The 12,070-nt window shown below is 72.3% G+C and carries 10 protein-coding genes and 4 pseudogenes; 9 read left to right on the plus strand and 5 right to left on the minus strand.

The window, feature by feature from the left end; genetic code table 11:
- The first annotated feature begins 123 nt into the window (after nucleotides 1-123).
- The 3 genes from ABZZ79_RS37075 (at nucleotide 124) to ABZZ79_RS37085 (ending at nucleotide 4,279) form a co-directional block, all read left to right on the plus strand.
- Nucleotides 124-1,005 (plus strand): LysR substrate-binding domain-containing protein, encoded by an 882-nt coding sequence (locus ABZZ79_RS37075; protein WP_356696628.1) that lies wholly within the window; start codon nucleotides 124-126, stop codon nucleotides 1,003-1,005.
- A gap of 440 nt (nucleotides 1,006-1,445) precedes the next feature.
- On the plus strand, nucleotides 1,446-3,272 hold the full coding sequence (locus ABZZ79_RS37080; RefSeq protein WP_356696630.1) for an AMP-dependent synthetase/ligase: 1,827 nt from the start codon (nucleotides 1,446-1,448) through the stop codon (nucleotides 3,270-3,272).
- A gap of 170 nt (nucleotides 3,273-3,442) precedes the next feature.
- A complete protein-coding gene (locus ABZZ79_RS37085) occupies nucleotides 3,443-4,279 on the plus strand; it encodes an aldo/keto reductase (RefSeq protein ID WP_356696632.1) in 837 nt (278 codons plus the stop codon).
- A gap of 81 nt (nucleotides 4,280-4,360) precedes the next feature.
- Here ABZZ79_RS37085 and ABZZ79_RS37090 read toward each other — a convergent pair whose 3' ends face one another.
- The 4 genes and pseudogenes from ABZZ79_RS37090 to ABZZ79_RS37105 form a co-directional block, all read right to left on the minus strand.
- Nucleotides 4,361-5,287 carry a methyltransferase domain-containing protein gene (locus ABZZ79_RS37090; RefSeq protein ID WP_356696634.1) on the minus strand — a complete coding sequence of 309 codons (927 nt, stop codon included), beginning with the start codon at nucleotides 5,285-5,287 and terminating at the stop codon, nucleotides 4,361-4,363.
- A gap of 172 nt (nucleotides 5,288-5,459) precedes the next feature.
- Nucleotides 5,460-6,362: pseudogene (locus ABZZ79_RS37095) on the minus strand (glycoside hydrolase family 6 protein); the annotation flags it as partial.
- Between the two features lie 9 nt (nucleotides 6,363-6,371).
- The gene (locus ABZZ79_RS37100) at nucleotides 6,372-7,109 is read right to left on the minus strand and encodes a class I SAM-dependent methyltransferase (RefSeq protein WP_356696636.1); all 738 of its coding nucleotides are present in this window, start codon (nucleotides 7,107-7,109) and stop codon (nucleotides 6,372-6,374) included.
- Between the two features lie 37 nt (nucleotides 7,110-7,146).
- Complete coding sequence (locus tag ABZZ79_RS37105) at nucleotides 7,147-7,452, minus strand: 4a-hydroxytetrahydrobiopterin dehydratase (protein WP_356696638.1); 306 nt, start codon at nucleotides 7,450-7,452, stop codon at nucleotides 7,147-7,149.
- A 67-nt stretch (nucleotides 7,453-7,519) separates the two neighbouring features.
- Here ABZZ79_RS37105 and ABZZ79_RS37110 point away from each other — a divergent pair, with 67 nt between their 5' ends.
- Nucleotides 7,520-8,392 (plus strand): helix-turn-helix transcriptional regulator, encoded by an 873-nt coding sequence (locus tag ABZZ79_RS37110; protein WP_356696640.1) that lies wholly within the window; start codon nucleotides 7,520-7,522, stop codon nucleotides 8,390-8,392.
- Here ABZZ79_RS37110 and ABZZ79_RS37115 read toward each other — a convergent pair.
- Complete coding sequence (locus ABZZ79_RS37115; RefSeq protein WP_356696642.1) at nucleotides 8,374-8,799, minus strand: hypothetical protein; 426 nt, start codon at nucleotides 8,797-8,799, stop codon at nucleotides 8,374-8,376. The genes ABZZ79_RS37110 and ABZZ79_RS37115 overlap by 19 nt on opposite strands.
- A gap of 416 nt (nucleotides 8,800-9,215) precedes the next feature.
- On the opposite strand from ABZZ79_RS37115, the gene ABZZ79_RS37120 reads away from it, so the two are divergent.
- From ABZZ79_RS37120 to ABZZ79_RS37140, 5 genes and pseudogenes are all read left to right on the plus strand, one after another.
- Nucleotides 9,216-10,079, plus strand: a complete 864-nt coding sequence (locus ABZZ79_RS37120) for a helix-turn-helix transcriptional regulator (protein ID WP_356696644.1) — start codon at nucleotides 9,216-9,218, stop codon at nucleotides 10,077-10,079.
- 182 nt (nucleotides 10,080-10,261) lie between these two features.
- Nucleotides 10,262-10,594 (plus strand): annotated as a pseudogene (locus ABZZ79_RS37125) (hypothetical protein); the annotation flags it as partial.
- Between the two features lie 99 nt (nucleotides 10,595-10,693).
- Nucleotides 10,694-10,955, plus strand: a pseudogene (gene narY / locus ABZZ79_RS37130) (nitrate reductase subunit beta); the annotation flags it as partial.
- On the plus strand, nucleotides 10,955-11,449 hold the full coding sequence (narJ, locus tag ABZZ79_RS37135) for a nitrate reductase molybdenum cofactor assembly chaperone (protein ID WP_356696646.1): 495 nt from the start codon (nucleotides 10,955-10,957) through the stop codon (nucleotides 11,447-11,449). The pseudogene narY and the gene narJ, both read left to right, overlap by 1 nt.
- Nucleotides 11,446-11,953: pseudogene (locus tag ABZZ79_RS37140) on the plus strand (respiratory nitrate reductase subunit gamma); the annotation flags it as partial. The gene narJ and the pseudogene ABZZ79_RS37140, both read left to right, overlap by 4 nt.
- Nucleotides 11,954-12,070 lie beyond the last annotated feature (117 nt).

Genomic DNA, 12,070 nt, shown 5'->3' on the forward strand with positions numbered 1-12,070 from the left:
TGCCGTACGGGCCCGGCCCGCCTCGCGCCGACGGGTCCCCGATCCATCCTGCCTCTCCCCTGGCCGATCGGGAATCCCGTACACCGCGCTTACTGTCATCACGTTCCGCGATAACCTCGGACCGTGTACGACGCCGCCCATCTGCGTACCTTCCTCGCCGTGGCCCAGACGCTGAGCTTCACCCAGGCCGCACGGCGGCTGGGGCTGCGCCAGTCGACGGTGAGCCAGCACGTGCGGCGGCTGGAGGAGGCGGCCGGCCGGACCCTGTTCAGCCGGGACACCCACTCGGTGGAGCTGACCGAGGACGGCGAGGCGATGCTCGGCTTCGCGCGGCGGATTCTGGAGGTGCACGAGCAGGCGGCCGCGTTCTTCACCGGCACCCGGCTGCGCGGGCGGCTGCGGTTCGGCGCCTCGGAGGACTTCGTGCTGACCCGGCTGCCGGAGATCCTCGAACGGTTCCGGCACGACCATCCCGAGGTCGACCTGGAACTGACCGTCGAGCTGTCGGGCACGCTGCACGAGCAGCTCACGGCCGGGAAGCTGGATCTGGTGCTGGCCAAGCGGCGGGCGGGCGATCCGCGCGGGCAGCTGGTCTGGCACGACCGGCTGGTGTGGATCGGCGCCGAGCGGCTGCGGCTCGATGCGGGCCGGCCGGTGCCGCTGATCGTCTATCCGCCGCCCGGCATCACCCGGGCGATGGCGCTGGAGGCGCTGGAGCGGGAGGGCCGCGACTGGCGCGTCGCGTGCACCAGCGGCAGCCTCAACGGACTGGTCGCCGCGGCCCGGGCCGGCCTCGGCGTGATGGCCCACTCCCGCGGCCTGATCCCGCCCGGCCTGGTCCGGGTGCCGGACCGCGCGGGCCTGCCCGAACTGGGCAGGGTCGACTTCGTCCTGGTCCACAACCGTGGCCGCGCCTCGGCCCAGGGCCCGGCGGACGCCCTCGCGGCGGCGGTGCTCGCGGGCGGGGTACGGCCGGAGCGGGGCGGGCGGCGCGAGCCGGTGTGACGGGCCGGGGCCCTCGCCCGGGGGCGCTCGCCGGGCCGGCCCGGAGCGAACCGGAGTGGCGGATTCAGCCGATCCGGCGCTGACCGCGGTGAGGCCGGCCCTCGCGTCCGGCCGACGGGCCGGGAAGGGCCGCGCCGCCGGGGCCGGAAGGCGGGCCGGGGAAGGGCCGCGCCGCCGGGGCCGGAAGGCGGGCCGGGGAAGGGCCGCGCCGCCGGGGCCGGAAGGCGGGGCTCGGGTCGTACAGATTCCGTGGAGATTGCGGCCCCGAAACTTACTGGATCGTCAGGAAGCTGTCCGGACCTTCCCCGTCTGCACGTTATTTACCCCGCTGACCAGTGCCGACCTGAGCACCGCTCCGCTTTCGGGGCCCTCCCCCTCTCCGATGCTGGTGGGGTAGCTTTCACGGCGCTGCGGGGCGCCACATCGAGGCGGGAGCGGGTTTGCGCGAGTTCACCAACCCTCCGTTGGCGTTGGCACCGCCGGTGGGCGGCCTTGCCGACGTCGTCTTCGAGCACGCCCAGGAGGACCCGCAGCAGATCGCACTCGGCCGCAAGGACGAGTCCGGGCAGTGGCGGGACGTGACCGCGGCCGAGTTCCGCGACGAGGTGCTCGCGCTGGCCAAGGGCCTGCTCGCGCAGGGCGTCCGGTTCGGTGACCGGGTCGCCATCATGTCCCGCACCCGCTACGAGTGGACCCTGTTCGACTTCGCGCTGTGGACCATCGGCGCCCAGGTGGTGCCGCTGTACCCGACCTCCTCGGCCGAGCAGGTCTTCTGGATGCTGTACGACGCCGAGGTGACGGCCGCGGTCGTGGAGCACGAGGACCACGCCATGACCATCGCCACCGTCATCGACCGGCTGCCCCGACTCGACCGGCTGTGGCAGCTCGACGAGGGCTGTGTGCAGGAGCTCTACGAGGCCGGGGCGCATCTGGACGACGACGTGGTGCACCGGCACCGCCGCGCGGTCACTCCCGAGTCGGTGGCCACCGTCATCTACACCTCGGGCACGACCGGGCGCCCCAAGGGCTGTGTGCTCAGCCACGGCAACTTCATGTACGAGGCGGACACCGTCATCGAGCGCTGGGAGCCGGTGTTCCACTCCCGCAAGGGCGACGAGGCCGCCACCCTGCTGTTCCTGCCGCTCGCGCACGTCTTCGGACGGATGGTGGAGGTGGCCGCGATCCGCGGCAAGGTGCGCTTCGGGCACCAGCCGAGGCTGGACGCCGCCGCGCTGCTGCCGGACCTGGCCGCCTTCCGGCCGACGTTCGTCCTGGCCGTGCCCTACATCTTCGAGAAGGTGTTCGCGGCGGCTCGTCGCAAGGCCGAGAAGGAAGGCAGGGCCGGGCCGTTCGACAAGGCGGTCGGGGTCGCGGTGAAGTACGCCGACGCCGTGGAGGAGAAGGTCTGGGGCATCGGTCCCGGCCCGTCGGCGGGGCTGCGCATGCAGCACCAGTTCTTCGACAAGCTCGTGTACGCCAAGGTGCGCGCGGCGATGGGCGGCCGCATCCGCAACGCCATGTCGGGCGGCTCGGCGATGGACCGGCGGCTCGGGCTGTTCTTCGCGGGCGCGGGCGTGCAGATCTACGAGGGCTACGGCCTGACCGAGTCCACCGCCGCCGCCACCGCCAACCCGCCCGAGCGCACCCGCTACGGCACGGTGGGCCGGCCCGTGCCCGGCGTGACGGTGCACATCGCCGAGGACGGCGAGATCTGGCTGCGCGGCCAGAACGTGTTCCAGGGATACCTCAACAACCCCAAGGCCACCGACGAGACCCTGCACGACGGCTGGCTGGCCACCGGCGACGTCGGCCAGATCGACGAGGACGGCTACCTCACCATCACCGGCCGCAAGAAGGAGATCCTGGTGACCTCCGGCGGCAAGAGCGTCTCCCCCGGTGTGCTGGAGGAGCGGGTGCGCGAGCATCCGCTGATCCACCAGTGCGTCGTCGTCGGCAACGACCGCCCCTTCGTCGCGGCGCTGATCACCCTCGACCGGGAGGCGGTCGAGCACTGGCTGACCATGCGCAACAAGCCGCGGCTGACCTCCGCCGAGCTGGTGCACGATCCGGATCTGGAGGCCGAGGTGCGGCGGTCGGTGGTCGCGGCCAACACGCTGGTGTCCCAGGCCGAGTCCATCCGCACCTTCCGCATCCTGGCGCAGCCCTTCACCGAGGAGCACGGTCTGCTCACGCCGTCGCTGAAGCTCAAGCGCAAGGCGATCGAGAAGGCGTACGCGTCGGAGGTCGACGCGCTGTACGAGGTGTGAGGCGCGGTGCCGGGGGTGCGGTGCCGGGGGCTCCGGTGCCGGTGCCGGTGCCGGTGCCGGTGCCGGTGCCGCGAGGGTGGCGCGAGGGTGCCGGGGGCAGGAATGCGTCCCGGTCCGTGATCGTTGACCATGGGCGTACCACCGGACAGCGAACGACGAATCGAGAGCTCGTGAGCAGCAAGGTCCCCCCGATCATCCTCAACAACGGTGTCGAGATGCCCCAGCTGGGCTTCGGCGTCTGGCAGGTGCCGGACGCCGAGGCGGAGCGCGCGGTCGCCACGGCGCTGGAGACCGGGTACCGCAGCATCGACACAGCGGCGATCTACGGCAACGAGGAGGGCACCGGCAAGGCCATCGCCGCCTCCGGCGTACCGCGCGAGGAGGTCTTCGTGACCACCAAGCTCTGGAACAGCGACCAGGGCTACGACTCCACGCTGCGCGCCTTCGACGACTCCGCCGCCAAGCTCGGCCTGGAGTACGTGGACCTGTACCTGATCCACTGGCCGACCCCGGCCCGCGACAGGTACGTCGACACCTACCGGGCGTTCGAGCGGCTCCTCGGGGACGGCCGGGTCCGGGCCATCGGCGTCTCCAACTTCCTGCCGGAGCACCTGGAACGCCTCATCGAGGAGACGTCGGTCATCCCGGCGGTCAACCAGATCGAGCTGCACCCGCACCTCCAGCAGCACGCCGCCCGCGCCTATCACGCGGAGCAGGGCGTCCACACCGAGGCCTGGTCCCCGCTGGGCCAGGGCAAGGGCCTGCTGGAGGTCCCGGCGATCGTCGCCGTCGCCCAGAAGCACGGCCGTACTCCGGCCCAGGTCGTCCTGCGCTGGCACCTCCAGCAGGGCACCGTCGTGATCCCGAAGTCCGTGACCCCGTCCCGGATCAGGGAGAACATCGACGTCTTCGACTTCAGCCTGGACATCGAGGACCTGGCCGCGATCGGCGCCCTCAACGAGGACCGCCGTCTGGGCCCGGACCCGGCGAAGTTCGACATGGCCTGACCGGGGTGGCCTTCGCGACGGCCTGACCGGACGCGGTGCGCACGGCCGGGCCGCCGTCGGGACCGCCCCGGCCGGCGGCCGTCACAGCGTCCGCGTCGCCGTGTGCACCGTGTGGGCCGCCAGGACGAACACGTCGGGACGGTGGTGGACGCTCGCGCCGTCGGACGGGTCGAGGAGACGGTCGAGGGTGGCGCGGTCCTCGGCGTCCAGTTCGTCGGCCATGGCCTCGCGGAGCCGGGACAGGGTCGCGGCGACGTAGGCGCGGGCGCGGTCCGTGGCCGGGGCGGGGAGGTCGAGCAGGAAGGTGCGGGTGCCGGTGGGCTTCAGCCCGGCCGAGGCGAGCAGGGCGGCCCAGTCCTCGGCCTCGTCGACCACGCCGGGCAGTGAGGCCCGCATCCGGGCGAACCACTCGGACTCGACGACGTCCAGCCGGGCCTGGAGGCCGGGGCGGCCGATGCCGATGTCGCGGGGCAGGAAGCGGGTCGGCAGGCCGCCCTCCATCAGGGCGATGGTGCCGCCGGGGGCGAGATGCCCGGCGAACGCGGCGAGCGCGGCCCGCTGGTCGCCGAGGTGGTGCAGGCTGCGGCTGGCCCACAGCAGGTCGGCTGGGTAGTCGAGGTCGCCTAGGACGCCGGGCAGTTCGCCGGCCAGGGTGCCGAAGCGGTCCGCGACGCCCAGTCGCCCGGCGCGGGCGCGGGCCCGTTCCAGCAACGGCTCGTTGCCGTCGACGGCGACGACCCGGGCGCCGGGGAAGGTGTCGGCGAGCAGACAGGCGACCACACCGGGGCCGCTGCCCGCGTCGACGACCAGGCCGGGATCGGTCTGCCGCTTGCCGAGCCAGGCCAGGGCGTGCTCGTACAGCGGCGTGAACAGCTCCGCCTGCGACTCCAGCAGGGGGCCCATCTCGGCCCAGTCGATGTCGGTGGTGTCGTGGGGGTGGTGCCCCTGGCCGGGCTCGCGGTGCCCCGAGCCGTCGTGCTCGCCGTGCCGGTGGTGTGCGTGCGCCATGCTGGTCAGCCTCTCGTCCGTATGCGGCCAGCGTGCGCCGACGCACCGGGGCGGGGCCAGTCCTGTTGCCGGAACCGCAAAAGCGGCGGCCTTGTGTTGCCGTCGCGGTGCGGCGGGAACCCGCCGGGACCGGGACCACTGCCGGTCCCGGCGGGGCATACCCGTCAGCCGGTCAGGACAGCGGCGGGTACGCGTTCCGCATCAGCTGCTGAAACTGTGCCGAGAACCACTGCCCGGACAGGGGCGCGTCCGGCAGGGAGCCCGACATGCTGTTGCCGTTGCGGGCGTTGCCGGTGTACGTCGGGTCGCACATCCGGTCGAAGCCCTTGCCCTCGTTGTTCGGGATCTCCTTGCCGGCGCCGTCGGACTCGCCCGGGGGCTTCATCCAGACGTAGGCGTCGATCCCGGCGGCGGGAGCGGCCTGCGGACGTTCACCGAGACCGGCTCCGGACTGGTTGCACCAGTTGCCGAGGTGGATCCGGCGGTCGTAGCGGCCGCCGTTGACGTAGGTGTCGACGCTGGTGGTCGCGGCGGGGCCGGTCGGCCGCTGGGTGCCGCCCCAGCCGTTGCGGGAGGTGTCGATCAGCATGCCCAGCTTCGAGTCGAAGCCGATGGAGACCAGCTTGTCGCGCATGGCCTGGGCGTACGACAGCTCGTCGGTGCAGCGGTTGCAGTCGACCCACTTGGACTGGCGCACGGACGTCCCGTTCACCATGTCCGTGATCTTGAAGTTGTCCTCCTTCAGCGCGCTGTAGTTGGCGGTGTCGACGATGAAGCCGTGGACGTCGGCGACGGTCGCGCCCTCCGTGGTGGACGCGGACTTGAACATGTCCGCGGAGGCGCCGAAGTTGTCGTCCCAGCCGAGCCAGCCGTGGTGGCCGGCGTCGATGTAGTTGTAGACGTTGGCGATGTCGCCGAGCTTGTTCAGGGCGTAGCCGACGCCCTTCCGGTAGTTGCCGTTGGCCTTCATCACGTCACAGTCGGGCGTGGCCGTGGGGCGTCCCGAGACGTTGGTGACGAGGTTGGGCAGCGAGTCGATCTCGACCGTGGTGACGATCCGCAGGCCGCTGTACTTGTCGGCCCGCTACTCCTTCCGGAACGCCCGCAGGCTGAACACCGGGTCCGGACGCGGGCGTTCCTGGTCGGGGAGGGCGGCCAGGCGGGCCGCGAAGGTCTCGGTGAGGGGGTCGTCGGGGGCGAGGGTGACGAACCAGCCGCGACGCAGGTCCGCGAGGGTGCGGCGGGGGCTGCGGCCCTGGCCGCGGCCGGTGAAGCTGGCCCGGCCGGCGGGCGCGAGCCCGTGCGCGGCGGTGAGGGCGGTGACCCGCTCGGCGGTGTCGTGTGCGGGGCTGCGCGGCCGGGAGGAGAGGACCGCGTCGATGTCGCTGCCGACGTTGTGCGCGGCGGCCTTGTCGACCGTGGTGACGTACACCCCGCCGGGCCGCAGCACCCGGGCGCACTCGGCGACGACCCGCCGTACGTCGATGTCGTCGAGCAGGTGCAGCAGCCAGACGCTCACCACCGCGTCGAACGAGGCGTCCGGGAAGGGCAGCCGGCGGCCGTCGCCGACGACGACCGTGCCGGGCAGCCGGGCCACGGCCGTGCGGGCCATGCCGAGGGCCAGGTCGACGCCCGCCACACGGGTGCCGGGGCGGGCGGCGGCCAGGCGCCGGGTGACGATGCCGGTGCCGCAGGCCACGTCCAGCAGCCCGGCGCACTCCTGCGGGAGCAGGCCCAGGACGGCCTCGGCCGCGGCGGCGGCCCGGGGCTCGCCGCCGCGCAGGGCGTCGTATGCGTCGGCTTCCTTGTCGTAGTCGAGCACACGCCACCCCCGGCCGTTCGATGATCGATCAGCCGGATCAGCTTGCCCCATGGGCGGGCGCGAGGTCTTCGACTTTTCTCGCCAGGTCGAAGTCCAGCGCGGTGACCGCCCCGCCGGCACTGTGCGTGTTCACCGACAGACGGACGGTGTTGTAGCCGAGGGTGAGGTCGGAGTGGTGGTTCAGCTCCTCCTGGATCCGGGCGATGTGCACCACGAGCGCGGTCGCGGCGGGGTGGGACGCGAGGCGGTAGGTGCGCACGAGGCGGTCGTCCTCGACCGCCCAGCCCGGCAGCTCGGCCAGCCGGTCCTCGATCTCCTTCTGGGACAGGGGTTCGACGGCCACGGCATGGCTCCCTTCCTGGGGGGACGCGTACCTGTCCAGCCTGCCCGGCTCGACTACGGTCGTCCACATGACCACACCCCTGTCCGCCGCCATCTGCGCCTCCGCCACCGGCACCGCCTCCGCCTCTGCCTCTGCCTCTGCCTCTGCCTCTGCCTCCGACAAGGGCGTCGGCACGCTGCTGCGGGCCTGGCGCGAGCAACGCCGGGTGAGCCAGCTGGATCTGGCACTGCGCGCCGGCTCCTCCGCCCGGCACATCAGCTTCGTCGAGACGGGCCGCTCCCGTCCCAGCGAGGAGATGGTGCTGCGCCTCGCCGAGCACCTCGACGTCCCCGTACGGGAGCGCAACGCCCTGCTGCTGGCGGCCGGTTATGCCCCCCGGTACTCCGAGACCCGGTTGGACGACCCGGCGCTGCGCTCGCTGCGCGAGGGCATGGAGCGGCTGATCCAGGTCTATGAGCCCTACCCGGCGCTGGTGCTCGACGCGACGTACAACGTGGTGGCCGCCAACCGGGGCATCCTGATGCTGATGGACGGCCTGTCCGAGGAGCTGCTCGCGCAGCCGCTGAACGCGATGCGGCTGACCCTGCACCCGAAGGGCCTCGCGCCCCGCATCCGTAATCTGGCGGAGTGGCGCGGGCATCTGCTGGCCCAGATGCAGCGGCAGATCGCCCTGCACCGCTCGCAGCCGCTGCGGGAGCTGTACGAGGAGGTGTCGGCGTACCCGGTGCCCGAGGGGGCGGCCGGTGCGGAGCCCGAGGCGCCGGTGCCGTATTTCGCGCTTCCGCTCCAGGTGGAGCACGAGGGCCGGGTGCTGTCGTTCATCTCCTCGATCTCCACGTTCAACACCCCCGTGGACGTGACCGTCGCCGAGCTGGCCATCGAGACACTGCTCCCGGCCGACCCCGCGACGGTCAAGTACCTTCACTCACTCATGGACTGACGGTTCCTCAGAGCCATGTGCTGCAGGAGGGCGAACCCGGCGACGGTGACGGCCTGGAGCACGGTCCACACCGCGCCCGCGGTGGTCGGGGTCAGCCACAGCCCGAGCGCGACGGAACTCAGGGCCGCCCAGGCGAGGTTGGTCTCCACCACGGCCCTGACCGGCAGGGCGGCGGGGCGGGCCCGAAAGGCGAGGGCGGCCACCGCGACCGCGTACACGGTGAGGATCGCGCCCAGTTCCAGCAGCAGCGTGGAGTCGACACCGAGCAGGCGGCCCAGCGGGCCGGAGGCGGTGAGGTAGGCGAGGCCGTTCGCGCCTGTCACGACCGCGTCGAGGGCGAGGAAACGCCGCAGCACGGCGTTCGGCTCCTGAGTGCGGGCGAGGGCGGCGAGCGTGATTGCGGACATGGTGAGTCACCCTCCGTCGGGTGGAGTTGAGGCCGGGCCGGGTTCCGGCCGGAGTGCGCCGGCCGGAGCCCGTGGAACAACCATGGCCCGGCGGGGCGGCGGGGTCGATTACCCGCGAGGTAATGCCCGCCCACCGAGGTGGGATGCCGTCCTCGTCGGCGGCTGCCGGGCCGCGAGTGGCTCGACGCGCCCACACGGCGGAACCGCGGATGGCCCCAGCCCCGTGCCCCTTTCACCCGCGCCGCCGGGCCGCCCCTGCCTGTCGCGCCTACTCCGCGGAACCGCGGATCGACACCGCCCCGCGTCCCTTTTGGGGCGCTCCGAACGTGTCGAGCGCCTCACGTCCGCACGCGTGAGCGAAACCGAACGGCATGACACACTGCCCCCAGGCTTTCGGCGCGTAGGGGAGGCGTGGCGTGAGTGAGCGGCGGCCCGCGCCCACCGTGGGCCAGGTGGTGCTCGGCAAGCGGCTTCAGGAGCTGCGGGAGGCGGCCGGGCTGAAGCGCGAAGAGGCGGCCCAGGTGCTGCGTGTGGCACCGGCGACCGTGCGCCGCATGGAGATGGCCGAGGTCGCGCTCAAGATCCCTTACGTGCAGGTCCTGTTGGAGACGTACGGCGTGCCGCAGGGCGAGGCCGAGGCGTTCGTGGCGCTCGCCGAGGAGGCCAACCGGCCCGGCTGGTGGCAGCGTTACCACGACGTGCTGCCGGACTGGTTCAGCATGTACGTCAGTCTGGAGGGCGCCGCCCGGCTGATCCGCTCCTACGAGCCGCACTTCGTGCCCGGCCTGCTCCAGACCGAGGACTACGCGCGTGCCGTGCTGGACGCCGGGACGGTAGGGCCGATAGGGCCCGACGCAGTCGAGCGGCACGTGTCACTTCGCATGGAACGCCAGCGGCTGCTGGAGCGGGAGAACCCGCCCCACCTGTGGGTGATCATGGACGAGACCGTGCTGGCCCGGCCGGTGTGCAGCCGCGCCGAGGTGATGCGCGAGCAGCTGGACAGGCTGCTGGAGGCCGCCGAGCACCCCCGGATCACGCTCCAGGTCGCCGAGTTCGCGAGCGGTCCGCACCCGGGGACGTACGCGCCCTTCTCCCTGTTCCGCTTCGCCGAACCGGAGCTGCCCGACATGGTGTTCACCGAGTATCTGACCGGCGCCCTCTATCTCGACTCGCGCCGGGAGGTCTCCGCCCATCTGGAGGTCCTGGACCATGTCACGGCGCACGCCGCGCCGGCCCAGCGCACCAAGGCGATCCTCCGGGAGTACCGCGAGCGCTACTGACCACACGGCCGGGCAACACCCCGCACCGTTTCGTCGAGGAGCACAGCCCGTATGGGTGGCGCGCAAGCCCTGACCTGCGGCCGCGCCCCTCCCGTACGGCATGACCCGTACGGGCGCCGAGAACGGGTGCGCTCTCCCGCTCGCCTCTAGGTTCGAGTCACGAGGCGAGCAAGGGAGCGCACGTGACCGACACGCGGATCCCGCCCACCGAGCCGGGCGCGGCCCTGCTGCGCGCGGGGCGGTTCTTCCGGCCCGGCACGCCCGCACCCGATCTGCACAGCATCGGCCTGGTCGGCGGCCGGGAGGCGGACGCCTTCTACCGGGACCGCTGGAGCCACGACAAGGTCGTGAACTCCACGCACGGCGTGAACTGCACGGGCTCGTGCCGCTGGAAGGTGTACGTCAAGGACGGGATCATCACCTGGGAGACCCAGCAGACGGACTACCCGTCGGTGGGCCCGGACCGCCCCGAGTACGAGCCCCGCGGCTGCCCGCGCGGCGCCGCGTTCTCCTGGCCACGACCAGTTCCACGGCCTCGGCCCAGGTCGCCCGCAGCAGGCGGAGACGACCGGTATGCGCGGCGGCATCCACAACTCGCTGACCCGGGTGCCGCTCAAACCATGTACCGGCTGCCGGCGATCGGCAAGTACGAGCAGCGGTACGTCATTCCGGCCGCGGCCGTGGGCGACGCGCGCCCGGCTGGAGGAGTCGGCGCTGCCCGAGGGGTGCAGCCTCGACTACGAGGGCGGCCCCGGGATGGGCGGCGACGGGCCGTTCGGCCAGGACTCCGGCCGCAGACGGCTGCCGCTGGTGTCGGTGGAGAACTTCCATGTGCTGCGGGGGCGGCAGACCTCGGACGACGCGAAGGAGGCCTGATGCCCTCGGACGCCGTGCTGTACCAGGCGGCCGCGCTGTGTCTGACGTACCCGGACGACGACTTCCGGGCGCGGCTGCCGCTGCTGCGCGAAGCCGCCCCGCAACTGCGGGAGTTCACCGACCACGCTGCCGTCACACCGGACCGTGAGCTGGCCGAGCACTATGTGCGGGTCTTCGACCTCAAGAACCGGCACAGCCTGTATCTGAGCTGGTGGCGAGACGGGGACACCCGGCGGCGCGGTATGTCGCTGGTCCGGTTCAAGGACGTCTACCGTGCCCACGGCCTGGAGTTCACCGGCGAGGAACTGCCCGACTTCCTGCCCGCGGTGCTGGAGTTCGCCGCCCGCACCGGCGACACCGGCCTGCTCGTCGAGCACCGCCCGGGCCTGGAGCAGCTCCGCTCCCGGCTGACCGCCTTCGGCACGCCGTACGCCTGCGTCCTGGACGCGGTGTGCGCCACCCTGCCGCCCGCACCCGGCGGAGCGCGCCCATGACCTTCTTCCTCTGGGGAGTCGTGCCGTACCTGGCGTTCGCCCTGCTGGTCGCCGGGCTGATCTGGCGCCACCGCTACGACAAGTACGGCTGGACGACCCGCTCCTCGCAGGTGTACGAGTCCAGGCTGCTCGACATCGCCTCGCCCGCCTTCCACTAGGGCATCCTGTTCGTGCTGGTCGGTCATCTCATCGGGCTGTTCATCCCGATGTCCTGGACGGAGAACCTGGGCGTCGGCGAGCGCACCTACCATCTGTTCTCGCTGTACGGCGGCACCGCGGCCGGGGTGCTCACGGTCACCGGACACCGCCCTGATGGAGGGCGTGCCGGTGCTGTACCAGGTCCACGCGGTGATCGGCATGACGCTGATCGCGCTGGTGCCGTACACCCGGCTGGTCCATATGTTCAGCGCGCCCGTGCAGTACCTGTTCCGCCCGTACGTCGTCTACCGCAGCCGCGACCCCGGGCAGTTGGGGCCGCGGCCGGAGCGGCGGGGATGGGAGCGCGCGGAGGATCCGCGCAAGCGGGACCTAGTGCCCCGGCAGGCAGCGTTTGCCCGTCAAGGAGCGGCGTCCGGCGCGTGCTCTCGGTGTGCCGGGTGCAGGCCCTCGTACTGGATGTAC

This window comes from Streptomyces sp. NPDC006458 (assembly GCF_040612135.1).
Classification (GTDB): domain Bacteria; phylum Actinomycetota; class Actinomycetes; order Streptomycetales; family Streptomycetaceae; genus Streptomyces.

Excerpts from the sequence above, each read along its gene's own strand:
- ABZZ79_RS37090 (WP_356696634.1), bottom strand. The coding sequence starts at position 5,287 with ATGGCGCACGCACACCACCGGCACGGCGAGCACGACGGCTCGGGGCAC.
- ABZZ79_RS37110 (WP_356696640.1), top strand. The coding sequence starts at position 7,520 with ATGACCACACCCCTGTCCGCCGCCATCTGCGCCTCCGCCACCGGCACC.
- ABZZ79_RS37115 (WP_356696642.1), bottom strand. The coding sequence starts at position 8,799 with ATGTCCGCAATCACGCTCGCCGCCCTCGCCCGCACTCAGGAGCCGAAC.
- narJ (WP_356696646.1), top strand. The coding sequence starts at position 10,955 with ATGCCCTCGGACGCCGTGCTGTACCAGGCGGCCGCGCTGTGTCTGACG.